Annotated in this window: 20 protein-coding genes; 19 read left to right on the top strand and 1 reads right to left on the bottom strand. The window is 68.3% G+C overall.

Annotated features, from left to right (window positions below):
• Positions 1–141 precede the first annotated feature (141 nt).
• The 14 genes from aspS to aroB all read left to right on the top strand — a co-directional run bounded on the left by aspS (position 142) and on the right by aroB (position 21,588).
• The gene (gene aspS, locus L1892_RS03655; protein ID WP_235722096.1) at positions 142–1,983 is read left to right on the top strand and encodes an aspartate--tRNA ligase; all 1,842 of its coding nucleotides are present in this window, start codon (positions 142–144) and stop codon (positions 1,981–1,983) included.
• A 122-nt stretch (positions 1,984–2,105) separates the two neighbouring features.
• Positions 2,106–5,576: a transglutaminase family protein gene (locus L1892_RS03650; protein WP_235722095.1), complete on the top strand. Its 3,471-nt coding sequence runs from the start codon at positions 2,106–2,108 to the stop codon at positions 5,574–5,576.
• 41 nt (positions 5,577–5,617) lie between these two features.
• Complete coding sequence (locus L1892_RS03645) at positions 5,618–8,323, top strand: circularly permuted type 2 ATP-grasp protein (protein ID WP_235722367.1); 2,706 nt, start codon at positions 5,618–5,620, stop codon at positions 8,321–8,323.
• Positions 8,323–9,291, top strand: a complete 969-nt coding sequence (locus L1892_RS03640) for a transglutaminase family protein (RefSeq protein ID WP_235722094.1) — start codon at positions 8,323–8,325, stop codon at positions 9,289–9,291. Before L1892_RS03645 ends, L1892_RS03640 begins: the two co-directional genes overlap by 1 nt.
• 195 nt (positions 9,292–9,486) lie before the next feature.
• The gene (locus tag L1892_RS03635) at positions 9,487–10,671 is read left to right on the top strand and encodes a phosphotransferase (protein WP_235722093.1); all 1,185 of its coding nucleotides are present in this window, start codon (positions 9,487–9,489) and stop codon (positions 10,669–10,671) included.
• Positions 10,672–10,677: 6 nt separating this feature from the next.
• Positions 10,678–12,168: a replication-associated recombination protein A gene (locus L1892_RS03630; protein ID WP_235722092.1), complete on the top strand. Its 1,491-nt coding sequence runs from the start codon at positions 10,678–10,680 to the stop codon at positions 12,166–12,168.
• 88 nt (positions 12,169–12,256) lie between these two features.
• Entirely contained in the window at positions 12,257–14,965 is a 2,709-nt protein-coding gene (gene alaS / locus L1892_RS03625; RefSeq protein ID WP_235722091.1) for an alanine--tRNA ligase, read from the top strand.
• Positions 14,962–15,393, top strand: coding sequence for a Holliday junction resolvase RuvX (ruvX, locus tag L1892_RS03620; RefSeq protein WP_235722090.1), 432 nt, complete (start codon positions 14,962–14,964; stop codon positions 15,391–15,393). Before alaS ends, ruvX begins: the two co-directional genes overlap by 4 nt.
• 100 nt (positions 15,394–15,493) lie before the next feature.
• A complete protein-coding gene (locus tag L1892_RS03615; RefSeq protein ID WP_235722089.1) occupies positions 15,494–17,311 on the top strand; it encodes an endolytic transglycosylase MltG in 1,818 nt (605 codons plus the stop codon).
• 5 nt (positions 17,312–17,316) lie between these two features.
• The gene (locus L1892_RS03610; protein WP_235722088.1) at positions 17,317–18,144 is read left to right on the top strand and encodes a shikimate dehydrogenase; all 828 of its coding nucleotides are present in this window, start codon (positions 17,317–17,319) and stop codon (positions 18,142–18,144) included.
• Between the two features lie 120 nt (positions 18,145–18,264).
• Positions 18,265–18,648 (top strand): prepilin peptidase, encoded by a 384-nt coding sequence (locus L1892_RS03605; RefSeq protein WP_235722087.1) that lies wholly within the window; start codon positions 18,265–18,267, stop codon positions 18,646–18,648.
• Positions 18,649–18,699: 51 nt separating this feature from the next.
• Positions 18,700–19,908 (top strand): chorismate synthase, encoded by a 1,209-nt coding sequence (gene aroC / locus L1892_RS03600; protein WP_235722086.1) that lies wholly within the window; start codon positions 18,700–18,702, stop codon positions 19,906–19,908.
• Positions 19,905–20,462 carry a shikimate kinase gene (locus L1892_RS03595; protein WP_235722085.1) on the top strand — a complete coding sequence of 186 codons (558 nt, stop codon included), beginning with the start codon at positions 19,905–19,907 and terminating at the stop codon, positions 20,460–20,462. Before aroC ends, L1892_RS03595 begins: the two co-directional genes overlap by 4 nt.
• 4 nt (positions 20,463–20,466) lie before the next feature.
• Positions 20,467–21,588, top strand: a complete 1,122-nt coding sequence (gene aroB, locus L1892_RS03590) for a 3-dehydroquinate synthase (RefSeq protein ID WP_235722084.1) — start codon at positions 20,467–20,469, stop codon at positions 21,586–21,588.
• 45 nt (positions 21,589–21,633) lie between these two features.
• On the opposite strand, the gene L1892_RS03585 is transcribed toward aroB, so the two are convergent.
• Positions 21,634–22,125, bottom strand: a complete 492-nt coding sequence (locus L1892_RS03585) for a B-4DMT family transporter (RefSeq protein ID WP_235722083.1) — start codon at positions 22,123–22,125, stop codon at positions 21,634–21,636.
• 109 nt (positions 22,126–22,234) lie between these two features.
• On the opposite strand from L1892_RS03585, the gene L1892_RS03580 reads away from it, so the two are divergent.
• From L1892_RS03580 to L1892_RS03560, 5 genes are all read left to right on the top strand, one after another.
• Complete coding sequence (locus L1892_RS03580; protein ID WP_235722082.1) at positions 22,235–23,359, top strand: M24 family metallopeptidase; 1,125 nt, start codon at positions 22,235–22,237, stop codon at positions 23,357–23,359.
• Positions 23,360–23,396: 37 nt separating this feature from the next.
• Positions 23,397–23,960, top strand: a complete 564-nt coding sequence (gene efp, locus L1892_RS03575) for an elongation factor P (protein WP_235722081.1) — start codon at positions 23,397–23,399, stop codon at positions 23,958–23,960.
• A gap of 12 nt (positions 23,961–23,972) precedes the next feature.
• Positions 23,973–24,440, top strand: coding sequence for a transcription antitermination factor NusB (nusB, locus tag L1892_RS03570; protein ID WP_235722080.1), 468 nt, complete (start codon positions 23,973–23,975; stop codon positions 24,438–24,440).
• 148 nt (positions 24,441–24,588) lie between these two features.
• Entirely contained in the window at positions 24,589–25,209 is a 621-nt protein-coding gene (pyrR, locus tag L1892_RS03565) for a bifunctional pyr operon transcriptional regulator/uracil phosphoribosyltransferase PyrR (protein WP_235722079.1), read from the top strand.
• Positions 25,209–26,153, top strand: a complete 945-nt coding sequence (locus L1892_RS03560) for an aspartate carbamoyltransferase catalytic subunit (RefSeq protein ID WP_235722078.1) — start codon at positions 25,209–25,211, stop codon at positions 26,151–26,153. Before pyrR ends, L1892_RS03560 begins: the two co-directional genes overlap by 1 nt.
• The last annotated feature ends 24 nt before the right edge of the window (positions 26,154–26,177 follow it).

Here is a 26,177-nt window from a genome sequence, read left to right as displayed (position 1 = left end):
CACGGCCCGACCGTCCCGCACCGTTGTCCGGTCCGGCAGGGTCGAGCATATTCGCCCACCTGCCCGGTTGCGGGTCGGTCCTGGTCACGACAGTAGGATGAGCCGAGATTCGCCTCGATCTCCATTGGGAAGGACTCCTGAGTGCTCCGCACGCATCTCGCCGGCTCGCTTCGTCGCGCCGACGCCTCGCAGACCGTCACCGTCGCCGGGTGGGTCGCGCGCCGCCGCGATCACGGTGGCGTGGTCTTCATCGATCTGCGCGACAGCTCCGGGCTGGTCCAGGTCGTCTTCCGCGACGAGGCGGTGGCAGAGGCCGCACACCGGTTGCGCGCAGAGTTCTGTGTCGCGGTCACCGGCGTCGTCGAGGTGCGCCCCGAGGGCAGCGAGAACCCGAACCTGCAGTCGGGCGAGATTGAGATCAATGCCGTCTCCCTCGAGGTCCTCAACGCCGCGGCGCCGTTGCCGTTTCAGCTCGACGAGAACCCGGGCGAGGAAGCGCGGCTGCACTATCGTTACCTCGACCTGCGCCGAGAGGGGCCGGCCCGCGCGCTGCGGCTGCGCTCCAAGGTGAACGCGGCCGCGCGTGGCGTACTCGCCGAGCACGACTTCGTCGAGGTGGAGACCCCGACCCTGACGCGATCGACGCCGGAGGGGGCGCGCGACTTCCTGGTGCCCGCCCGCCTACAGCCCGGCACGTTCTACGCCCTGCCGCAGAGCCCGCAGCTGTTCAAACAGCTGCTGATGGTCGCCGGGATGGAGCGCTACTACCAGATCGCCCGCTGCTATCGCGACGAGGATTTCCGTGCCGACCGGCAGCCCGAGTTCACCCAGCTCGACATCGAGATGAGCTTCGTCGATCAGGACGACGTGATCGCGCTGGCCGAAGACATCCTGCGCGCACTGTGGCAGCTGATCGGCGTCGAGATCACCTCGCCGATCCCACGGATCACCTACGCCGACGCGATGCGGCGGTTCGGCACCGACAAGCCCGACCTCCGGTTCGACATCGAACTCGTCGAGTGCACCGAGTACTTCAAGGACACGCCGTTCCGGGTGTTCCAGGCGCCCTACGTCGGCGCGGTGGTCATGCCCGGCGGCGCGTCGCAGCCACGCCGGCAGCTCGACGCCTGGCAGGAATGGGCCAAACAGCGCGGCGCCAAGGGACTGGCCTATGTCCTCGTGGGTGAGGACGGCGAACTGGGCGGCCCGGTCGCCAAGAACCTGTCCGACGCCGAACGCGCCGGGCTCGTCGAGCACGTGGGTGCGAAGCCAGGGGACTGTGTCTTCTTCGGCGCCGGCGCGGTCAAGTCGTCGCGCGCTCTGCTCGGTGCCGCCCGTGGTGAGATCGCCGATCGCCTCGGCCTGATCAAGGACGGCGACTGGGCGTTCACGTGGGTCGTCGACGCCCCACTGTTCGAACCGGCCGACGACGCGACGGCCTCCGGTGACGTCGCCGTCGGCTCCGGCGCCTGGACCGCCGTGCACCACGCGTTCACCGCCCCGAAGCCGGAATCGATCGAAGCTCTCGAATCCGACCCGGGTTCGGCGCTGGCCTACGCCTACGACATCGTGTGCAACGGCAACGAGATCGGCGGCGGTTCGATCCGTATCCATGAGCGTGACGTGCAGGAACGGGTGTTCGAGATCATGGGCATCGGCCACGACGAGGCGCAGGAGAAATTCGGCTTCCTCCTCGACGCCTTCGCCTACGGTGCGCCGCCGCATGGCGGCATCGCCTTTGGCTGGGACCGCATCACCGCGCTGCTGGCCGGGGAGAGTTCCATCCGCGAGGTCATCGCCTTCCCGAAGTCCGGTGGCGGCGTGGACCCGCTCACCGATGCACCGGCGGCGATCACTGCCCAGCAGCGCAAGGAGTCGGGAATCGACGCGAAGCCGATTCCGCGCAAACAGACCGGGACCGGCGACGGCCCTACGACCACCGAGTCGGCGGCTACCGCCGAACACACCACCGGCGAATCCTGACGTGGTCCACCGTCGGTCGATCCGGATATGTCATCCCGATCGGCCGACGGCGCTTCGGCTATGTCGGTGATGCCCACCGCAAACCCGGCATCGGATCGGTAATTGTGATGTGATTTCTGACCATGACGATCAAGGTGGCCCTCGAGCACCGCACGAGTTACGCATTCGATCGCCCGGTCAAGATCTTTCCGCATGTGGTGCGGCTGCGACCTGCGCCGCACTCGCGCACGCCGATCGAGGCGTACTCGCTCAATGTCGAACCGGCACAGCACTTCCTGAACTGGCAGCAAGATGCCTTCAGCAACTATCAGGCCCGGTTGGTGTTCCCGGAACCCTCGTCGGTGCTGTCGATCTCGGTGAGTCTGATCGCCGACCTCACCGCGATCAACCCGTTCGACTTCTTCATCGAGGACTGGGCCGAGAACTACGGTTTCGACTACCCCGAAGAGCTGCGCCACGATCTGGAGATCTTCTTGCGGCCCGTCGGCGTCAGCGAGGGGGAGTTCGTGGGTGCGCCGGTGCATCCGTCGGTCGCCGAATTCGCCGCGCGACACAAACCCACCGCCGAGATCCGGATCATCGACTTCCTGGTCGCGCTGAACCAGGCCGTCCAGCAGGCCGTCGGCTACACCGTCCGGCTCGAGGCCGGTGTCCAGACGCCCGAGCACACCCTGGCCAGTGGGATCGGATCCTGCCGTGATTCGGCGTGGCTGCTCGTCGCGATCCTGCGGGAACTGGGGCTTGCGGCGCGCTTCGTCTCCGGCTACCTGGTGCAGCTGACCTCCGACATCAAGTCGCTGGACGGCCCGTCGGGCCCCGACGCCGACTTCACCGACCTGCACGCCTGGACCGAGGTCTACCTGCCCGGCGCCGGCTGGGTGGGTATGGATCCCACCTCGGGCCTGTTCGCCGGCGAAGGCCACATCCCGCTCGCCGCCACCCCGAACCCGGGCGGTGCGGCACCGATCGCCGGTGCGACCGGTCCGTGTCACGCCACCCTCGACTTTTCCAACACGGTCACCCGATTCCACGAGGATCCCCGCGTCACGCTGCCCTACACCGCGTCGCAGTGGAAACGCGTGCAGGAACTCGGCGCCGACCTCGACCAGAAGATGGCGGACAACGATGTCCGGCTCACCATGGGCGGTGAGCCGACGTTCGTCTCCATCGACAATCAGACCGACCCCGAATGGAACACCGCCGCCGACGGCCCGCACAAGCGGGCGCTGGCCTCCGACCTCGCCGGGCGCCTCAAGGATGCCTACGCACCGACCGGGCTGGTGCAGCGCAGCCAGGGCAAGTGGTACCCCGGTGAACCGCTGCCGCGCTGGCAGATCGCGTTGCTGTGGCGCACCGACGGCCACCCCATCTGGCGTCGTCCCGAGTTACTGGCCGATCCGTGGCGCAATCGCGCCGCGGCGCAGGCCTCCATCGAAGTCGAGACCAGCGGCCCGGCGCCCGGCACGCGCGGTACCTCGGAGACCGCGCAGAAACTGCTGACCGCTTTTGCCGGCCGGCTCGGACTTCCGTTGTCGCAGGTGATGCCCGCATTCGAGGACCCGCTGGTGCGGATGCGGGAACTCGCCGCCCTCCCGCCCGGCGACCCCGGCGCCGATCCCACGCTGCGCACCGTCGTCACCTCCAAGCTCGCGGAGGCGGCGGTCGAGGCCGCCGACTCCGACGAGGACCTCGAACCACCGGCCGACACCACGCCGGCGCGGCGGGCACTGCTGGCCAAACTGGATGAAGCGGTGAATGCGCCGACGGCCTATGTGCTGCCGTTGAGCCGCTCCGAAGACGAGACCGCATGGCACAGTGCCCGCTGGACCACGCGCCGCGGACGGTTGGTGCTCACCCCGGGCACCTCCCCAGCAGGCCTGCGGTTGCCCCTGAACTCGTTGTCTTGGGGGCCCGCGCCGACCCTGTTCGAATCCGACCCGTCGGCCCGCCCCGACCCGCTGCCCGACGATCCCGCCGAAGCGTTGGGCGTGACGGTCCGCGAGATGGACCCCGCTGCCTTCGTGCCACGTAGCGCCGTGGTCGCCGAGATGCGTGGGGGAGTGCTGCACGTCTTCCTGCCGCCGACCGCCACGCTGGAGGAGTTCCTGGCCATCGTCGAGATGGTGGAGGAAGCCGCCACTGCCATCGACACCCCCGTGGTGGTCGAGGGGTACGGCCCGCCCACCGATGGTCGTCTCACCACGCTTACCGTGACCCCGGATCCGGGAGTCATCGAGGTCAACATCCAACCCACCAACAGCTTCGGAGAACAGTCCGAACTGCTGGAATCGCTATACGACCACGCGCGACGGGCCCGCCTCGGGACCGAGACCTTCGACCTGGACGGCAGTCACGGCGGCACCGGCGGAGGCAATCACATCACGCTGGGCGGGCCCACGCCCGCCGATTCCCCGATGCTGCGCCGACCGGATCTGTTGGTGTCGATGCTGACGTTCTGGCAGCGGCATCCGTCGCTGTCGTACCTGTTCTCCGGGCGGTTCGTCGGTACCACCTCACAGGCGCCCCGCGTCGACGAGGGGCGGGAGTCGTCGCTGTACGAACTCGAGATCGCGTTCGCCGAAATCGACCGACTCGCGGTGAAGGCAGCCGCCGGCGAAGGCGTCGACGCGCCCCCCAACCCGTGGGTGACCGATCGCGCGCTGCGACATCTGCTCACCGACATCACGGGCAACACCCACCGTGCGGAGTTCTGCATCGACAAGCTCTACAGTCCCGACTCGCCCCGCGGACGTCTGGGGCTGCTGGAGTTGCGGGCCTTCGAGATGCCGCCGCATCATCAGATGGCGATGGTGCAGTCGCTGCTGGTGCGCTCGCTGGTGTCCTGGTTCTGGGAACAGCCCTACCGCGGCCGACTGATCCGACACGGCGCCGACCTGCACGGCAAACACCTCCTCCCGCACTACGTCATCGCCGACATCGCCGCGGTCGCCGAGGAACTGCGCGAAGCCGGCTACGCATTCGATACGGCATGGCTCGATCCGTTCACCGAGTTCCGCTTCCCTCGGTTGGGGACTGTGCAGATCCGCGACCACGAGGTTGAACTGCGCGGCGCGATCGAGCCGTGGAACACCCTCGGCGAGGAGTCCACCGGTAGCGGCACCGCCCGCTACGTCGACTCGTCGATCGAGCGGGTGCAGGTACGGGTGCTCGGCGGCGACGACGACCGGTTCCTGCTCACGTGCAACGGTTACCCGATACCGCTGCGGCCCACCGGACGCACCGGCGAGCAGGTGGGCGGTATCCGCTTCCGCGCCTGGCAGCCGCCGAGCTCGCTGCATCCCACGATCACTGTTGACACCCCGCTGACCTTCGATCTGGTCGACACCGTCTCCGAACGATCCGTCGGTGGTGCCACCTACCACGTGGTGCACCCCGGCGGGCGGGCCTACGACCGTCCGCCGGTCAACGCCGTGGAAGCCGAATCACGACGCAACGGCCGCTTCGAGGCATCCGGCCACACGAGCGGTTCCGTCGACGTCGGGCTCCTGCGGGAGCGGCAGGCGCGCATCGCCACCGACACCGGGGTCCCGGCAATTCTGGATCTGCGTCGGGCACGTACAGTTCTCCGGTGACTGTTTCGTCGGACCACCCTGCCGGCGTCGGCCTGCCCGCGGTGTTCGACCGGTACCGTCCAGACGGTTCCGCCCTGTTCGACGTGGCACGACTCGCCGCGCCCACCGCATCACCGAGTGCGACGACTCCGTACGACGAGATGCTGGACACCGACGGTCGAGTGCGAACGGCGTGGACAGATCTGGTGGCCGGATACGGGCTGCGCGGAGACGCGCGACTGCGGTCCGCGGCCGGTCGGCTCGCCACCGCGATCGGCGACGAGGGTGTGGTCTACAACCAGGTCGTCGGTGGCGTCACGGTGGCGCGCGACTGGCAGGTCGACCCGGTACCACTGGTGGTCGACGGGGTCGACTGGTCCGATCTGGAAAAGGCGATCATCCAGCGATCGACAGTGCTCGACCTGTTGCTGCGCGACCTGTACCGCGACCAGAAGACCATCCGCTCGGGGCTGGTCCCACCCGAGATGGTGTTCGGCCACCCCGGCTACATCCGCAAGGCGGTACGCCTCGAACTGCCCGGTCCGCACGCGCTGTTCCTGCACGCGCTGGATCTGGGACGCGCCCCCGACGGCCGTTTCGAGGTCTTCGCCGACCGCACTCAGGCGCCGTCGGGCATCGGCTTCGCGATGATCGACCGTCGGCTGCTGTCGCGTACCTTCCCACAGCTGTTCCAGACGTGTGCACCTCGTCCGGTCACCAACTTCGCCGGCACCGTCCGGCTGGCCCTGTTCGACTACGCGCCACCCGGCGTCGATGACCCCACCGTGGCGGTGCTGAGTCCGGGCAGCATGTCCGAGACAGCCTATGACCAGGCATATCTGGCTGCGGTTCTGGGCTTCCCCCTCGTGGAGGGCAGCGACCTCACCGTGCGAGACGGGGTGGTCTACATGCGCTCGCTCGGCAAGTTCAAACGTGTCGACGTGCTGCTGCGGCGGATCGACGCGGAGTACGCCGACCCGCTGGACCTTCGCACCGACTCACGCCTGGGTGTCGCGGGCCTGGTGGAGGCCGTGTCGCGGGGCACGGTGACCGTGGTCAACACTCTCGGCAGCGGGGTGGTCGAGAATCCCGCCATCCACACGGTCCTGGACAGGCTGGCCCCGGTTCTCGTCGACGAGGAGCTCGCCTTACCGTCGGTGCCCACCTACTGGGCCGGCGATGACGTGCAGCGCGGAAAGATCCGTGCCGACCTCGACCACCTCGTGCTGACCAACTTCCGCACCGGCGAAGAGGTCGTGGCGCCGCTGGTCGACGCCGCGGCACGCGCCGAACTGGCCGCCCGCGTCGAGGTCGAGTCCTGGCAGTGGGTGGGACGGGAGCTGCGTTCCTATTCGGTGGCGCCGAGCATGACACCCGGCCGAAACGATGCGCCGGGTGCCGGTTCGGTACGGCCCGCGCCGGTCGGCATCCGAGCCTTCAGCGTCGCGCAGGGCCCCACCTACGCGGTGATGCCCGGTGGTCTCGGTGCCGTGTTGACCGATGGACCCGCGGGAGCTGCACAACGTACGATCGCCGCCAAGGACGTCTGGGTCACCAGCTCGGACATCGGCGGTCACGTGTCGCGGCGTTCGACCACCACGGCGACCGGGGCGGTCGACGAAGCGGTGTCGCGGGGCGCGGTGCGGCATGCCCGCGCACTCGAATACTCCGACGTCGCAGCGGCGGCCAGCCCACGCGTGCTGGCCGACCTGTTCTGGTTCGGTCGCTACGGTGAGCGCACCGAGGCCACCACCCGGCTGGCGAAAGTGGCCCGCGAGCGCTACCAGGAGGTGCAATACCGGCCCTGGATGAGCGGTACCGCGGCCGTGCCGCTGGTGCTGCATGCCGCCGCCACCGTGACCGGAACTGCCGCCTACCTGCGGACCGCCGAGCTCACCGCCGAGGCCGAGGACGGCACGCCGAGCCCGCAGCGGGTCGTCGACGCGATCGCGAAACTGACCGATCTCACCGTGGCGCGGGTCGTGCCGGGAACGATCGCGCACTCGGCAGAGCGGTTGGTGTCGACCGCCCGCGCGGTGCGCGACCAGATGTCGACGAGCACGTGGATGGTGCTGGCGCCGGTCGAACGCGCCATCGAGCAGCTCGCTGCCCAGGTCCGCGCGGCCCGCGAGACCGGCGGCACCGATGCGGGGCTCGACCTCGGTTCCGAACTGGGTCACACCCACGACGAGGTGCTCCACGGTGTGCTGGCCCTGGCCGGTCTGCAGGCCGACTCGATGGTGCACGACGCCGGGTGGCGGTATCTGGACATCGGCCGACGTATCGAACGAGCGGTCAACCTGGCCGAGTTGACCCGCGCCCTCTTCGTCGAACATCACGACCGGGAGGTCGAACAGACGCTGCTGGAGTCATTCCTGGTCGCCAACGAGTCGTCGGTCATCTACCGGCGCCGTAACCGCGGCCTCTACCAACTCGACGCCGTCGCCGAGCTGCTCTTCTTCGACGAGACCAACCCACGAGCGATGGTCTTCCAGTTCAACCGGCTCCAGGAGAACCTCGGCGCCCTGCCGGATGCGCTGCGATCCGCGGCCGCCGAACGCATCATCGAGGATCTCATCGCCGAATTGCGCCGCTCGGACCCGGACGATCTGGCCACCGTCGACACCGCAGGCCGACGGACCGACCTCGAGGAGTTGATGACCGCCATCGGTGCCGGGGTGCGCGAGCTGTCCGACGTGCTCAACCGGACCCGATTCGCACCGCCGCGCGAGGCGCAGCCCATCTGGGGCGGGGGAGGTGCGCTGTGATGAGCAGTCCCGAGCAGGGCCGGGCCGTCGAACCCGGTGCCACCCGCCGGTATCGGGTGATGCACCGAACCCGCTACACCTACGACGACGTCGTGTCGTCGTCGTACGGGCGGTGCTACCTCACGCCGCGCGACCTGCCCGGTCAGCGAGTGCTGGACGCCGAGGTGAGGATCGATCCGGAACCCGACGACTGGTCCACCGGGGTGGACGTGTACGGCAACAGTGACTCGTACTTCCATGTGCGCAGCAACCACGACGAGCTGACGGTGACCGCCACATCCGTCGTCGAGGTCGACCCACCCGACGCCACCGTGCTGTTGTCGGCGGCTGCGCTCGGACCGTGGGAGCTGGCGCGCCCGGCTGCTGCCGGGGTGGCCGGGGCGGCCGCCACCGAGTACGTCCTCGATCTGTACCCGCCGGAGATCACCGCTGCGGTCCGCGAGTACGCGGGCGACGTGTTCACTCCCGGTCGGCCGATGATCGAGGCGGTCACTGACCTCACCGGACGCATCTACCGTGACTTCGACTACAAGTCGGGATCGACGGCCATCAGCACCCGGGTCGACACCGTGATGCAGCGGCGGATGGGCGTCTGCCAGGACTTCGCGCGGGTCGCGATCGCATGCCTGCGTTCGGTCGGGCTCGCTGCACGCTACGAATCCGGCTACCTCGCGACCGACCCGCCACCGGGTCGCGAACGCATTTTCGGCGCCGATGCCAGCCACGCGTGGGCGGCCGTGTGGTTGCCCGATGACCACTGGGTGGCCTTCGATCCCACCAACGACAAACTCGTGGACGAGCGGCACGTCACCGTCGCGTGGGGGCGCGACTACGATGACGTACCGCCGCTACGGGGTGTGATCTACACCGAGTCGAAGAAGAGCCGGATCGACGTGTCGGTGGACGTGAGTCCCATCGAGAGCGCACCCGATGAGGTGCCCGAGACATCGATCGGCGTCACCGACTGATCCCGCGCTTGTCACGGGCTCGCGACGATGGTGGTCCGAACGTACGACATGTGCTGACGTGGAGTCTTAACGGCGCGACCCTTGTTGTGCGAGACAAGATCTGGGGTTTTTGGAGGGGTTGCGTGCGGCAACTGGGTTGCAGATGGATGAAGACGACGACACCGCGATCGCGGATTGGGTAGGTTGGTAGACGACATGACGGTAATAACTGAGAGTCGCATCACCAGTGTGGTGCGTGCAGCCGAGGCGGTGCTGTCGCACCGGGCCGGCGCCCCCGTCACCCTCGCCGACCCAGAAGACCTCGGCGGCAGCGGCCGTACGGTCGTGGTCCGGGCGCGGGTGCTGGCCAACCCCTTGTCGATGGACCGCACGCTGGTCATCAAGGTGCTCCCCGCCGACGAGGATCCGCGCGCATTCCACCGCGAGCTCGCGTCCTACAAGTACGCCAATGCGTTGCCGAGTGAGTCCCGGCCGGGACCACAGCTGATCGCCTCTGATTCGGAGACCCGGGTGTTGGTGCTCACCGACCTGGGACACGGGCGCTCGATGAACTCACTGCTGGCAGGCCCCGACGCTGCCGACGCCTCCCATGCGGTCAGCGCGTGGGGGCAGGCGCTCGGGCGGATGCATGCCGCGACGGTCGGCGGAGAGATCGACTTCCTCGCCATCCTGCGTCGCGACGCGGCGGGTTCCGAGGATGTCGACATCCTGGCCGAATCGGCCGGTCGCGCGATCGCCGACGCGCCCGCACAGTTGTCACGGCTGGGAGTGGACCTTCCCGACGACATCCGGGACCGCCTCGCCGCGGCGTGCACCCTGTTCGTCGACGGCGATCACCGCGCTTTCAGCCCGTCGGACGTCGGCCCGGAGAACATCCTGCTCAACGATGACGGCGTCCAGTTCATGGACTACGAATGGGGTGGATTCCGGGACGCGACCCTCGACATCGCCTACGCCCTGGTCACCTGCGGCGCGCAACTGTCACCGGTCAACGCCGGGCACCGGGCGGATCTGGAGATCGCGCTCGTGGACGCGTGGCGATCCGAGGTCCACGCCATCTGGCCGTCGCTGGGCCGCGACGCCGACTGCGCCCGCAAGATCCTCACCGCACGACTGCTGTGGACCTGGCTGTCGACGACGTGGATGCTGCCGGCCAAGGACGCCTCCACGGCTGCGGAGATCGATCAGTTGAATCAGGCCGGCTTCGCGATCAGTCCGGCCGGCTACACCCACGACTGGGCGTTGCACACCAACGATCCGCGAGTCGTCGTGGCCCGGTGGACCGACCTGTCCGCCGCTGCGGTGCGCGGTGGTGATCCGACGATCGCCGAGTTCGCCGCGCAACTAGGGGCGGCCTTGCAGCGCACCTGGCTCACCTGACCCGGTATGGATGGGCTCTTCGACCCTCCGCCCGGCCCGATCGCCGCGCCCGGTGGTGGTGCGGTGACCGGCGGTGCGCTGACGAGCACGCCGTCGCCGTCTGCGCCGCTGGCGGTGCGGATGCGGCCACAGTCGCTCGACGAGATCGTCGGTCAGCAGCATCTGCTGGGCGCCGGCTCCCCGCTGCGTCGCCTGATCAACGGTTCCGGTGCGGCGTCGGTGATGCTCTACGGACCGCCGGGTACCGGCAAGACCACCATGGCCGCGTTGATCTCGCGCGCCACCGGTGGCCGGTTCGAGGCCCTGTCGGCGTTGTCGGCCGGGGTCAAAGAGGTCCGAGCCGTCATCGACGTGGCACGACGGCGGTTGGTCGACGGTCAGCAGACGGTGTTGTTCATCGACGAGGTCCATCGGTTCTCCAAGACACAGCAGGATGCGCTGCTCGATGCAGTGGAGAACCGCATCGTGCTGCTCGTCGCCGCCACCACCGAGAATCCGTCCTTCTCGGTGGTCGCGCCGTTGCTGTCGAGGTCTCTGGTGTTGCAGCTGCGGTCCTTGACCGACGCCGACATCCGCGAGGTGCTCACCCGGGCCATCACCGACCCCCGGGGACTCGACGCCGGTGTCGAGGTCACCGACGCCGCGCTCGATCATCTGGTCGCGGTGGCCGGCGGTGACGCGCGCAGAGCGCTGACCGCACTGGAGGCCAGTGCGGATGCGGCACTGCGGGGCGACGACCGTGCACGCGACCCCGACGACGACCCGACTGATGCCGACCCGACCGACGATGCCGACCCGACCGACGACGAATCGACGTTCGAATCCGGGGCGTCCGCTGCGCCCGTGATCGACATCGCCGACGTGGAGGCCGCGATCGACCGCGCTGCGGTCCGCTACGACCGCGACGGCGACCAGCACTACGACGTCACCAGCGCGTTCATCAAATCGATCCGCGGTTCCGATGTCGACGCCGCGCTGCACTATCTCGCCCGGATGATCGTCGCGGGGGAGGACCCGCGATTCATCGCGCGGCGGCTGATGATCCATGCCAGCGAAGACATCGGTATGGCCGATCCGATGGCACTGCAGACCGCCGTCGCCGCAGCGCAGGTGGTCGCCCTGGTGGGCATGCCGGAGGCCCGCCTGGCACTGACCCAGGCGACCATCCACCTGGCGACCGCGCCCAAGTCCGCCGGAGTGGTATCGGCGATCGGTGCCGCGATCGCCGACGTCGAAGCAGGCAAGTCGGGTGCGGTGCCGGCGCATCTGCGGGACAGCCACTATGCGGGGGCACAGGGTCTGGGCAGCGGGATCGGCTATCGCTACCCTCACGACGACCCCGATGGAGTGCTCGCGCAGCAGTATCCCCCCGACGATCTCGTCGGCGTCGACTACTACCAGCCGACCGATCACGGCAATGAGCGAGAGATCGGCCCGCGACTGGGCAAGTTGCGTTCCATCGTGCGGGGTGTCACCAGCCGGGCGCGCCGACGGTAGGCTGGTGTGTCGACCAGCCCGGACACGAGATCACCGGGGCAGCGGGACGTCGACGGCGTGACCGACCACCACTTCAAGGACGAACTCAGTGCAGACGCATGACATCAGGCAGCGCTTCCTGGATCACTTCATCAAGGCGGGCCACACCGAAGTGCCCAGCGCCTCGCTGGTCCTCGACGATCCGAACCTGCTGTTCGTCAATGCCGGCATGGTCCCGTTCAAGCCGTACTTCCTGGGCGAGCAGACCCCGCCGTTCGACCGTGCGACCAGCGTCCAGAAGTGTGTGCGCACCCTCGACATCGAGGAGGTCGGCATCACCACCCGGCACAACACCTTCTTCCAGATGGCGGGCAACTTCTCGTTCGGTGACTACTTCAAGCGCGAGGCGATCGGGTTCGCCTGGTCGCTGCTGACGAACAGTGTCGACGAGGGCGGCTACGGGATCGACCCGGAGAAGCTGTGGCCCACCGTCTACCTCGACGACGACGAGGCCGAATCCATCTGGCGCGACGAGATCGGGGTACCCGCCGAGCGCATCCAGCGTCGGGGGCTCAAGGACAACTACTGGTCGATGGGCGTGCCCGGCCCGTGCGGCCCGTGCTCGGAGATCTTCTACGACCGCGGACCCGCCTACGGTGTCGAGGGCGGGCCCGAGGCCGACGAGGACCGCTACATCGAGATCTGGAATCTCGTCTTCATGCAAAACGTCCGCGGCCCGGGCGGCGGCAAGGACAACTACGAGATCCTGGGTCCGCTGCCCAAGAAGAACATCGACACCGGTCTGGGCATCGAGCGGGTCGCCTGCATCCTGCAGGGTGTCGACAATGTCTACGAGACCGACCTGCTCAAGCCGATCATCGACCTGGCGTCCCGGCTGACCGGTCGCGCCTACGGGGCCGGCAACCACGACGACGACGTGAAATTCCGGGTGATCGCCGACCACGCCCGCACCGCCGCACTGCTGATCGGCGACGGGGTCCTGCCCGGCAACGACGGACGTGGCTATGTGCTGCGCCGATTGCTGCGGCGCGTGGTCCGGTCGGTGCGGCTGTTGACCGCCGGGAGCGAAGCGAGCGGGACGGCTCCGGCAGCGGCGGATCAGCCGACGATGGGCGACATCATCTCGCTGGTCGTCGACACCATGTCGCCGTCCTATCCGAACCTCGCCGAGCAGCGTGAGCACATCGTCGATGTCGCCGTCGCCGAGGAAGCCTCGTTCAGCAAGACCCTCGCCGCCGGCTCGAAGTTGTTCGCCGACGCCGCAACGGCCACCAAGGCCGCCGACCGTTCGACGATCAGCGGTGACGACGCGTTCACCCTGCACGACACCTACGGATTCCCGATCGACCTCACCCTGGAGATGGCCGCCGAGGCCGGCCTCTCGGTCGATCGTGAGGGGTTCACCGAGCTCATGGCCGAGCAGAAGCAGCGTGCCAAGGCCGATGCGACGGCCCGCAAATCCGGCCATGCCGACCTGTCGGTGTACCGTGAGTTCCTCGACCGTGGGCCCACCCTGTTCACCGGGTTCGACGAACTCATCTCCGAGGCGACCGTCCTCGGCCTGGTCGCCGATGGCGCCCGCGTGCAGAGCGCAACGCCGGGCCAGGAGTTGGTGGTGGTACTCGACCGCAGCCCGCTCTATGCCGAATCCGGTGGCCAGATGGCCGACGTCGGCACCATCACCACCGGTGACGGTGTCCGGTTGCGCGTCACCGACGTGCAGAAGGCGGGCAAATCCGTCTGGCTGCACAAGGTCACCGTCGACGAAGGTGAGATCGCCGAGGGGGATGAGGTCATCGCCGCGGTGGACCAGTCCTGGCGCCACGGAGCGACGCAGGGCCACTCCGGCACGCACATGGTGCACGCCGCGCTGCGTGAGGTGCTCGGACCCACCGCCACCCAGGCCGGCTCGCTCAACCGTCCGGGATATCTGCGCTTCGACTTCCACTCCGGCAAACCGTTGTCGGACAGTCAGCGTCGCGAGATCGAGGAGATCAGCAACGCCGCCGTGGAGGCCAACTATCCGGTGCACACCTTTGAGACCGGGCTGACCGAGGCCAAGCAGATGGGCGCAGTCGCGTTGTTCGGTGAGAACTACGGGGACGTCGTACGCGTCGTCGAGATCGGCGGGCCGTTCTCGATGGAGTTGTGCGGCGGCACACACGTCGCGTCGTCGGCGCAGATCGGTCCGGTGACCGTGATCGGCGAGTCGTCGGTTGGTTCGGGGATCCGGCGTGTCGAGGCCTACGTGGGCATGGATTCGTTCCGGTACCTGTCCAAGGAACGGGCCCTGATGGCCGGCCTGGCGTCCTCGCTGAAGGTGCCGTCGGACGAGGTGCCCGACCGTGTCGAGCAATTGGTGTCACGCCTCAAGGACGCCGAACGTGAGGTCGAGCGGCTGCGTGCGGACTCGGCTCGCGCTGCCGCCGGCGGTCTGATCGATGCGGCGACCGTGTCGGGCGACACCCTGCTCGTGGGTGGACTGGTGCCCGGCGGGCTTGACGCCAACGGTCTGCGGGGTCTGGCGACCGATCTGCGCGGCAAGGTCGCCGATCGACTCGCGGTGATCGCGCTGTTCGCACCGAGTGCCGACGGCACCAAGGTGCCGTTCGTGGTCGCGACGACGGAATCCGCCCGGAGCCACGGCATCAAGGCAGGTGACCTCGTGAAAGAGGTCGCCCCCCTCGTCGGGGGCCGTGGCGGCGGTAAACCCGACCTGGCGCAGGGAGCCGGCTCGGACCCGGCCGGGGTCGAACCGGCCATGGGCCGGATCCGCGACGTCGTGCGGGATCGATGACCTGGACTCGCGGACGGCGTCTGGGGGTCGACGTCGGTTCGGTGCGTATCGGGATCGCCGTGTGCGACCCCGACGGCATTCTCGCCACCCCGGTCGAGACGGTACGGCGTACGCCCGGTGGTCACTCGGATCTCACGCGGATCGCCGCGCTGGTCGAGGAATACGAGGCCGTCGGTGTCGTGGTGGGGTTACCCAAGACTCTGCGCAACGAGAGTGGTACCGCAGCCGGACTGGCGCGGGAGTTCGGTGACCTCCTCGCCGAGCGCATCGCGCCCGTGACGGTCGAGTACCACGATGAACGACTGACCACCGTCACCGCGAGCCAGGCCCTGCGAGCGAGTGGACGCAACGCCAAGTCCTCGCGTGCCGTGATTGATCAGGCGGCCGCGGTCGCTATCCTGCAAGGGTGGCTGGACTCGCGACGATGACTTCTGCATGCGTCCGTCCAGACGGCACAACGCAATTCGCGATCACGAAGACTGCGTGTCCCGCGACCGAATCATGCCCGACCCGGGGAGGAATCGCTCGGTGACCGACGAACGCCACCGACCGAGGCGGCACGATCTGTCCGACCAACCCACCGAACAGCTCGATCTCGAGCGGTTGCGGTACTTCACCCAACCCGCCGACGGAAAGCCCTCCACACGCCACCGGCGGCGCCGGGCCGTGCCGGGTGACCCGACGATGACCGGGCCGCAACCAACGGTGCAGCCGCCCGCGACGACGGGTTCCGGTGGAGCCCGCGGCATCGATCCGCAGGCCCACGACGCACCCGCACCAACCACCGGGCCGACGCCGTCCTCACCGCCGTCACCGTCGGCGGCTACCGGCGGGTGGCCGGCTCCGCCGCCCGCAGGGCGACCGGGCCGACCGCAACCCGAACGGGTGACGCCACGCCGCCTACCGCCACGTCAACCCGTCGATCATTTCCACGAACCCGACAACGCCATTCCGGTTCGCGGTGGCGAGTTCGACGACCCCATGCGGCGCGCCGTGCCCCACCGGGTTCCGCCGCGACCCGTTGCGGCGCCCCCCAACGTGCTCGACGAGGACCGTGCGGACGCCGGTGACAGCGCCGAGGGTGTCCTGGACCTCTGGGACGACCGCGACGATCCGGAATCGGTGAACCCCGGGCGCCGTGACGGCGGCCGGACCCGCCGTTCGGGCGCGGGGAAGTCGGGACGTACTCGGCCGGCCACCGCGGGTCGGCTCCGCAAGCGTGTCGTGTTGGCGATCGTGCTCACCTGCATGCTGATCCTGGTCGTCGGCGTCGGTTTCGTCGGTCTGCGAGCCTTCGGGGTCTTCGAGAACACCAAGGACTACACCGACGCCGCGGGCACTGCCGACGTGATCGTGGACATCCCGGAGAACTCGACGCTGATGGACTTCGGCCAGATCCTCGAGGACAACGATGTGGTCGGTAGCGTGCAGGCGTTCATCAACGCCGCCGACGGACAGCCGATGTCCGGCGGGTACTACAAGCTGCGCACCCAGATCCCGGCAGCGACGGCGGTAGAGATGATGACCGACGACACCGCGCACCGGGTCGGGCGCATGGTGGTGCCCGAGGGGCTGCAGCTCGACAACAAGGAGGGGGTCGACGGCAAGATCACTCCGGGCATCTTCCAGATGATCGAGAACGCCACAGCGGTCACCGTGAACGGGGAGCGCATCGGTACCGACGTCGCCGAGCTGGAACAGGCAGCGGCGCAGGACACCCCCGAACAGCTCGGCGTGCCCGACTGGGCGCGTGCGGAGGTGCAGAATCTGGACGGAGATCATCGGCGGATCGAGGGCCTCATCGCGCCGGGCACCTGGGAGACCATCGACCCCAACGATTCGGCGACGTCGATCCTGCACGATCTGATCACGGCCAGCACATCTCGATTCGAGCAGTGGGGGCTGCTCGAACCACACGACTCGGGGTTGACCCCGTACCAGACGCTGGTCGCCGCGTCGGTCGTCGAACGGGAGGTCACCGACCCCGACGACTATGCCAAGGTCGCCCGGGTGATCCTCAACCGCCTGGACAAAGGTCAGCGGCTGGAGATGGACTCCACCGCCAACTACACCGCCGAGGTCACCAACATCGACGTCTACGGTGAGGCCTACCGCGCCGACAACGTGTGGAACACCTACCGCATCGAAGGCCTGCCGGCTACGCCGATCGGTGCGGTCGGGGAGCGTGCGCTGACCGCCGTGGAGTACCCGACCCCCGGAAACTGGCTCTACTTCGTGACCATCGATCGGGACGGCACCACGCTGTTCGCCGACACCTTCGAACAGCACAAACGCAATCGTGAGCAGGCCTGTGAGAACCAGTTGCTGACCACCGGGTGCAGTTGACGACGATGACATCCACCACACGCCGGGCCGCCGTGCTCGGATCCCCGGTCGGGCACTCGCGTTCCCCGGACCTGCACCTGGCCGCCTACCGGGCGCTCGGGCTCACCAATTGGACCTATGACCGCATCGAGTGCACCGCCGAAGCGTTGCCGGAGTTGGTGTCGGGGCTGGGGCCGGAGTTCGTCGGGTTGTCGGTGACCATGCCGGCCAAGCTGGCGGCGTTGGCGTTCGCCGACGAATGCACGGCTCGTGCAGAGCTGGTCGGCTCGGCGAACACGTTGGTGCGCACCGAGCGGGGCTGGCGGGCCGACTGCACCGACATCGATGGAATGGCCGGCGCCCTCTCCGAAGTGGGGGCCGACGCGCAGGTCAACGCCACCGCAACGATGATCGGAAACGGGGGCACGGCGTTGCCGACGGTCGCCGCGCTCGCCGACCTCGGGTTCACCGACCTGGCCGTCGTGGCCCGAGACGCGGGACGCGCAGAGCCGGTCATCGATCTCGCGCAGCGACTCGGCCTGACGGTGTCGGTGTTGCCTTTCCACGCCGACCATGTGCTCGCCGAGCGCGCGCGCATCAGCGGGGTGGTGATCTCGACAGTGCCCGCGAGTGGCGCCGACGCCCTGGCGGGTGCGCTCGCCGGGGCTCCACGGCTGGTCGACGTCATCTACGACCCATGGCCGACGCCGCTGGCCGAGGCGGTATCCGCCGCGGGTGGCCACGTCGTCGGCGGGTTGGTGATGTTGCTGAATCAGGCATACAGCCAGGTCGAGCAGTTCACGGAGATGCCGGCGCCGCGCGAGGCGATGGCTGCCGCGCTCGGCGCGATCTGAGCCGCCGCCGTAACGCGTCGACGGTGACTCGTCGACCAATCCATCCACAGGCCGGGACCGGTCCACAAGCGGCGGACGCGGGCAACGCCGCCGCCGCGGCGTGGCGGGCACGGTGGGTCGATGGCCACCGTTCTCGTCCTCTGCTGGTTGGCGACCATCGCCGAGCGCGACCGCCGCACGGGGCGCATCCCGGTGGCGTTGATGTGGCCAGGTCTGGTGATACCCGTCACGCTCATCCCCACAGACCCGGCGGTGGGGGCCGCAGCGACACTCGCCGCGGTCCCGTATCTGATCGCGGCGCTCGTGGGTCACGGCGGCGGTGGTGACATCAAGTTGGCCTTCGCCATCGGCGGGCTGGTCGCAGATCCGACCCTCGCCTTGCTGGTGGTGCTCCTCGCCGCGACACTCGGGGGTCTCGATCATTTGTGGGTGCGCTCGGGTGGTCCGCGGCCGCACGCTCCGGCGCTCGTGGCCGCCGCCGTCATCGGGCTGGGCCTCGGCTGAGGGCACCGCACTCGTGCGGGTGGGATGCGCGCACCGCAGGTCGATGGTCGCATGGAACAATTGATCACTGTGTTGCGCTGGATGACTGCCGGAGAATCGCATGGCCCGGCCCTGGTAGCCCTGATCGAAGGCATGGTGGCCGGTGTCGAGGTCACCTCGACCGACATCGCCGAACAACTCGCCCGCCGCCGGCTCGGTTACGGCCGTGGCGCCCGGATGAAATTCGAGGCGGACAAGATCACCATCGTCGGTGGACTCCGCCACGGCCGCACCATGGGCGGCCCGGTGGCCGTCGAGATCGGTAACACCGAGTGGCCCAAATGGGAGACGGTGATGGCCGCCGACCCGGTGGATCCGGCCGAGCTGGAGGGCAGCGCGCGCAATGCGCCGCTGACTCGGCCGCGCCCCGGCCATGCCGATTACTCCGGGATGCTCAAGTACGGGTTCGACGACGCTCGGCCCGTGTTGGAGCGGGCGAGCGCGCGCGAGACTGCCGCCCGCGTCGCCGCCGGGACCGTGGCTCGCAACTTTCTGCGACAGGTCCTGGGTATCGAGGTGCTCTCGCACGTCATCTCGATCGGCGCCAGTGAACCCTACGACGGTCCGGCGCCGCGTCACGGCGACCTCACCGCCATCGACGAGAGTCCGGTACGTGCCTTCGATTCTGCATCCGCGGATCGGATGATCGCCGAGATCGAGGCGGCCAAGAAGGACGGCGACACCCTCGGTGGTGTGGTCGAGGTGGTCGCCACGGATGTGCCGGTCGGCTTGGGCTCGCATGTAAGCGGCGAGACGCGACTGGATGCACGACTGGCCGGTGCGTTGATGGGCGTCCAGGCGATCAAGGGGGTCGAGGTCGGCGACGGGTTCACCACCGCCCGGCGGCGCGGCAGTCAGGCCCACGACGAGATGGTGCCGGGACCGGACGGGGTGCTTCGCTCGACGAACCGTGCCGGTGGCCTCGAAGGCGGGATGACCAACGGCGAGGACCTGCGTGTGCGGGTCGCGATGAAGCCCATCTCAACGGTGCCGCGCGCACTGGCCACCGTCGACATGGCGACCGGAGACGAGGCGGTCGCCATCCATCAGCGCTCCGATGTGTGCGCGGTCCCCGCCGCCGGCGTGGTCGCCGAGGCGATGGTCGCCCTCGTCCTGGCCCAGGCGGCGCTGGAGAAGTTCGGTGGCGACTCGGTCGCCGAGACCGCCGACAACGTTGCCGCCTACCGCAAACGCGTCGACGCCCGGTTCCCACGTTCATGACCGGAGAGTTCACCGACCGCGGGCCGTCGGCCGTCCTGATCGGATTCATGGGGGCCGGTAAGTCGACGGTGGGTCGTATCCTCGCCGACCGGCTGGGAGTCGATTTCGTCGACACCGACTCCGAGATCGTTCGTACCACCGGCCGCAGCATCCCGGACATCTTCACCTCCGACGGGCCCCAACATTTCCGCGAGATCGAACGCGACGTGGTGCTCGACGTGTTGCGCACCCATCGCGGCGTGGTGGCCCTCGGCGGCGGGGCCGTGATGACCCCTGCGGTCGAGTCCGCGCTCGCAGGTCACCGGGTGATCTATCTGCGCATCGATGCCGATGCGGGCTTCGCCCGGGTCGCCGACAGCGATCGGCCGCTGATCGCCGGAGACGATCCGCACGCGCGCTATGCCGAGCTGCTCGCCGCGCGCGACGACACCTATGTACGTGCGTCGGTGTTCGTCGTCGACGCCGGCGCCGGTGAGCCCGATACGGTGGCCGATGCCATCCTGACCCGACTGGCCCACGCCCTGACGGGCGAGAGAGTGGGAGAAAGGCCGTGACTTCATGAGTGGGGACCACACGACCGAACCGACGGCGATCACCGTGAACGCCGGATCACCCTATGACGTGATCATCGGCCGCGGCCTGCTCGACGACGTCGGCCTCGCCGCCACCGGGGCCGACCGGATCGCGATCCTGTATCAGCCCACGTTGGCCCAGACCGCCGAACAGGTCCGGGCTTTTTTGGCGGACAAAGGATTCGACGCCCACCGGGTGGAGATCCCGGACGCGGAAGCGGGCAAAGACCTGTCGGTGGCGGCGTTCTGCTGGGATGTCTTCGGACGGATCGGCCTCAAACGCAACGACAAGGTGATCAGCCTGGGTGGGGGAGCGGCCACCGATCTGGCCGGTTTCGTCGCGGCCACCTGGATGCGCGGCATCGGCGTGATCCACATCCCGACAACTCTGCTGGCGATGGTCGATGCGGCGGTGGGCGGTAAGACCGGCATCAACACCGATGCCGGCAAGAACCTGGTGGGTTCGTTCCACGAGCCCGACGCGGTGTTGATCGACACCGCAACCCTGGAGACCGTCCCGCACAATGAGGTGGTCGCCGGCCTCGCCGAGGTCATCAAGACCGGCTTCATCGCCGACCCGGTGATCCTCGACCTCATCGAGGCCGACCCCGGTGCCGCCGTCGACACCAGTGGTCCGGTACTGCCCGAGCTGATCCGACGCTCGGTGCAGGTGAAGGCCGACGTCGTCTCTGCCGATCTGAAGGAGTCGTCGCTGCGCGAGATCCTTAACTACGGACACACCCTGGGTCATGCCATCGAGCGTCGCGAGCGTTATCGCTGGCGCCACGGCGCCGCGGTGTCGGTGGGTCTGGTGTTCGCCGCCGAGCTCGCCCGGCTCGCCGGCCGTCTCGACGACGAGACCGCCGACCGCCACCGGTCGGTGCTGGATCTGGTGGGTCTGCCGACGACCTACGGTCCGGACGCGCTGCCGGACCTGCTGGAGACCATGTCGGGAGACAAGAAGAACCGTTCGGGGGTGTTGCGCTTCGTCGTCCTCGACGGTCTCGCCAAACCGGGCCGGCTCGAAGGACCCGACCCGGGCCTCATCGCCGCGGCGTACTCTGCGATCGCCGGTGAGGCCCCGGCATCCGGCGGCGTCCTGCTCTGACGCCTTGTTTCCTCAGGGCGGGGTGGCCCCGAGCGTGCTGATGGCTCAGCTCGCCGCGTGCTCCGGATCGCGATCCGGGTGAACCGACCAGTCGTCGTCGGCCGCGGTCTTGCGCTGGTCGCGACGGACGAGCCAGCGGCCGACCGCCGCACCCATGAAGGCCGGTACGAACACCAGTAGTGCGGTGAACGACCCGCCGGCGATCACCTCGATGAACAGGCTGGCCTCGCCGATACCGGCGAACACGAACCGACCGAGGAACCAGCCGATCACGCCGGACGCGACACCGGCGAGCAGGCCCGCCTGCAGCCACCGCACGGTCAGGTCCGCGTAGTCGTCGGGGTCCGGGTTGGCGCGAGCGTCGGCGACACCGTCGAACCCGCCCCACACCAGCGCGACGAGCACCACGGCTGCGATGGCGATGGTCTTCCACACGGTGGTGTGCAGCGGTGCATTGACCACCGCCACACCGAGAAGCACACGGGCTATGACGTGTACGGCGGTCATCACCAGACCGCGCGGCAACCACGAAGACATAGCGGACAGGGTACGCAACGTGGAACGTGTTCGAAAACACATCCCGTCCAACCGGCGTGGGCGCGGCGGTCCCACCGGGACCGCGAGTGGCGCGCGGTAGCGTGAAGGGATGTCCGCCACAGCCATGACCAGCGACTATCGGGCCCGCCGCGACCGCTTTCGTGACCAACTCGCCGGATCGGACCGTCCGGTGGATGCGTTCGTGGTCAGCGATCTGATCAATGTCCGCTACCTGACCGGGTTCACCGGCTCCAACGCCGCACTGCTCATCGGTGCCTCGCCCGAGGCCGACCGGATCTCTACCGACGGCCGCTACCGCACCCAGGTGGCCGAGCAGTCCGGTGATCTCGAGGCGATCATCGCCCGCGACTGTCTCACCGAACTCGCCCGCCGGGCACGCGCCGCAGGCGCTGTCACCGTCGGGTTCGAAGCCGACGCGGTCACGGTCGCAGCCCACGACGCCCTGGTCGACGCGCTCGACGACGACAACGGGGTGGTGCCGGAGTTGGTCGCGCACACCGGAGCGGTGCAGCGACTGCGCATCGTCAAGGACGCCGGCGAGATCGAGCTGCTGCGGGCGGCCTGCACCATCGGCGACAAGGCGTTGGCGACCATCATCGAACGGGGTGTGATCCACGTGGGTGCCACCGAACGCGAGGTGGCCCGGTCTCTCGAGTGGGAGATGTACGCACTCGGCGCCGATGACATCGCGTTCGAGACCATCGTCGCGGCCGGGCCGAACTCGGCGATCCCGCACCATCGGCCGACCCAGGACGTGCTCGCCGACGGCGACTTCGTCAAGATCGACTTCGGCGCGGTGGTCGGTGGCTACCACTCGGACATGACGCGCACCTACGTGCTCGGACGCGCCTCCGACTGGCAACGCGAGATCTACGACCTGGTCGCACGCGCACAGGCAGCCGGTCGTGCGGCGTTACGGCCGGACGCAGACCTGCGCGATGTCGATGCCGCGGCGCGGTCGGTGATCGCCGATGCGGGGCACGCCGAGCACTACGTGCACGGGCTCGGTCATGGCGTCGGACTGCAGATCCACGAAGCGCCGGGAATCGGCGCGCTGGCGACGGGTACACTGCCATGCGGCGCGGCGGTGACCGTGGAGCCCGGCGTCTACCTCCCCGGCCGAGGTGGCGTCAGGATCGAGGACACGTTGGTCGTCACCGACGATGCACCGGAACTGCTGACCGCCACCGACAAGACGTTCACCGTCATCTGACGGTCATTCATCGACGACTGCAAGGGAAGAACACCGCATGGCGACCACCGCCGACTTCAAGAACGGCCTCGTACTCCGCATGGACGATCAGCTTTGGCAGATCCAGGAGTTCCAGCACGTCAAGCCCGGCAAGGGGCCGGCTTTCGTGCGCACCAAGATCAAGAACGTGATGTCGGGCAAGATCGTCGACAAGACATTCAACGCCGGCGTGAAGGTGGAGACCGCGACCGTCGATCGCCGGGACATGACCTACCTGTACAACGACGGCACCGACTTCGTGTTCATGGACGCCCAGGATTTCGAGCAGATCTCGATCTCGCCGGCCACGATGGGCGATTCCGCGCGTTTCCTGCTCGAGAACATGACCGTTCAGGTGTCCGTGCACGAGGGCAACCCGCTGTTCGTGGAACTGCCGGTCACCGTCGAGTTGCTCGTGCAGCAGACCGATCCGGGCCTGCAGGGCGATCGTTCCACCGGCGGCACCAAGCCCGCGACCATGGAGACCGGTGCCGAGATCCAGGTGCCCCTGTTCATCAACACCGGCGACAAGCTGAAGGTCGACTCGCGCGACGGCAGCTACCTCGGTCGCGTCAACGCCTGAGCCGTCCGACCCGTGAAACAACCCGGTACTCGACACAAGGCCCGCCGCCGCGCAGTCGACCTGCTGTTCGAGGCGGAGGCCAAGAAGGTCAGCGCGACACAACTCGTGGCAGAACGCCGCGAGTATGTGCGCGAGGACGAGAGCGTGGGGACGATCCACGACTACACCGCTACCGTCATCGACGGGTTGGCCGCCGATCTGCCGCAGGTGGACGCGGTGGTCTCCTCACACCTGAAGGGCTGGACCCTGCAGCGGCTACCGGCGGTCGATAGGGCCATATTGCGCCTGGCGACATGGGAGTTGTTCCACGCGACCGACGTCGACCCGATTGTGATCGTCGACGAGGCGGTGGAATTGGCCAAGGAGCTGTCCACCGATGACTCGCCCGCGTTCGTCAACGGGGTGCTGGCCCAGATCGCCGACCTCGCGCCTCAGGTGCGCGCGGCCGCCGCGGCCGAGGAGCCGCCCCGCCGGGACTGAGCCTCGGTTGCCTGCAGGCTCGGCGACATATTGACGAAGCCCACATCGCGTTGCCTCGTTCGTGCGAGGTGGGCCGGTGTAGAGTCCTTCGGGACAGACATCCTTTAACGATCCGTCCCGCGAGGCGGAGAAGGAGGTCGGCTTGGTCATGTCGACAGACGGTGCACCACCAACCGATGGTTCCCGGCCCCCCGGCCGGGTTCTGCTCGACGATTCCGATGTCTCGCGCACAATCGCCCGGGTCGCGCACGAGATCATCGAGAAGACGGCGCTCGACTCATCCAGCAGCCCACATGTCGTCATCATCGGGATTCCCACCCGCGGCACCTATCTCGCCTCTCGGCTGGCCGCCCGGATCAATGAGTTCGCCGGCACCGACGTCCCGGTCGGTTACCTCGACATCACGCTCTACCGCGACGATCTGCGCGCCAAACCGCATCGACCGCTCGAACGGACCGTCGTCCCGGCCGGCGGGGTGGACAACGCCATCGTGATCCTGGTCGACGACGTGCTCTATTCCGGTCGTACCGTCCGCGCCGCTTTGGACGCGTTGCGTGATCTCGGACGTCCGGCCGCGGTACAGCTCGCGGTGCTGGTGGACCGAGGGCATCGTGAGTTGCCGCTGCGCGCCGACTACGTCGGCAAGAACATCCCCACCTCCCGCGACGAGAACGTGTCCGTGCATCTCGAGGAGCACGACGGTGTCGACGAGGTCGTGCTGAGCGCAGCAGGGTCGCAGCCGACCCCGCACACCGGGGGTGGGATCTGATGCGTCACCTGCTGACCACGCAGGATCTGTCGCGCGACGAAGCGACCGAATTGCTCGACGAGGCCGAGCGATTCGAACAGGCCCTCACCGGACGTGAGGTGCGTAAGCTCCCGACCCTGCGGGGTCGCACCGTGATGACGGTGTTCTACGAGAACTCCACGCGTACCCGGGTGTCGTTCGAGGTGGCCGGAAAGTGGATGAGCGCCGACGTCATCAACGTGAGCGCCTCGAGCAGTTCGGCCGGCAAGGGTGAGTCGCTGCGCGACACGGTCAAGACCCTGCATGCCGCGGGCGCCGATGCGCTGATCGTGCGACATCCCGCGTCGGGCGCGGCCCATCAGATCGCGGCGTGGACCGCCGATGAGGACGGTGCGGGACCGGCAGTGATCAACGCCGGCGACGGCACCCATGAACACCCGACGCAGGCCCTGCTCGATGCCCTGACGTTGCGGCAGCGACTCGGTTCGCTCGACGGCCGTCGGATCGGCATCGTCGGCGACGTCTTACATTCGCGGGTGGCTCGTTCCAACGCGCACCTGCTGGCCACCCTGGGTGCCGAGGTGGTGCTGATCGCACCGCAGACGCTGCTGCCCGTCGGTGTCGATCAGTGGCCGGTGACGGTGTCCCACCACCTCGACGGTGAACTACCCACGCTCGACGCAGTGATGATGCTGCGCGTCCAGGCGGAGCGGATGAACGGCGGGTTCTTCCCGAGTTCACGCGAGTACTCCGTCCGCTACGGACTCAACGACCGACGTCTGGCTCTGCTCGACGACCACGCGGTGGTGCTGCACCCCGGGCCGATGTTGCGCGGTATGGAGATCGGCTACTCGGTGGCCGACTCGCCGCGGGCGACCGTGCTGGAGCAGGTGCGCAACGGCGTGCATGTGCGGATGGCGGTGCTGTTCCGACTGCTCGTCGGCACGGAGAACCCAGGAACTTGAGTGATGAGGAGATCGCAGTCAGTG

The sequence above is a fragment of the Gordonia tangerina genome, from assembly GCF_021556435.1.
Lineage (GTDB): Bacteria > Actinomycetota > Actinomycetes > Mycobacteriales > Mycobacteriaceae > Gordonia > Gordonia tangerina.
This window is presented reverse-complemented; position numbering and strand designations above follow the sequence as displayed.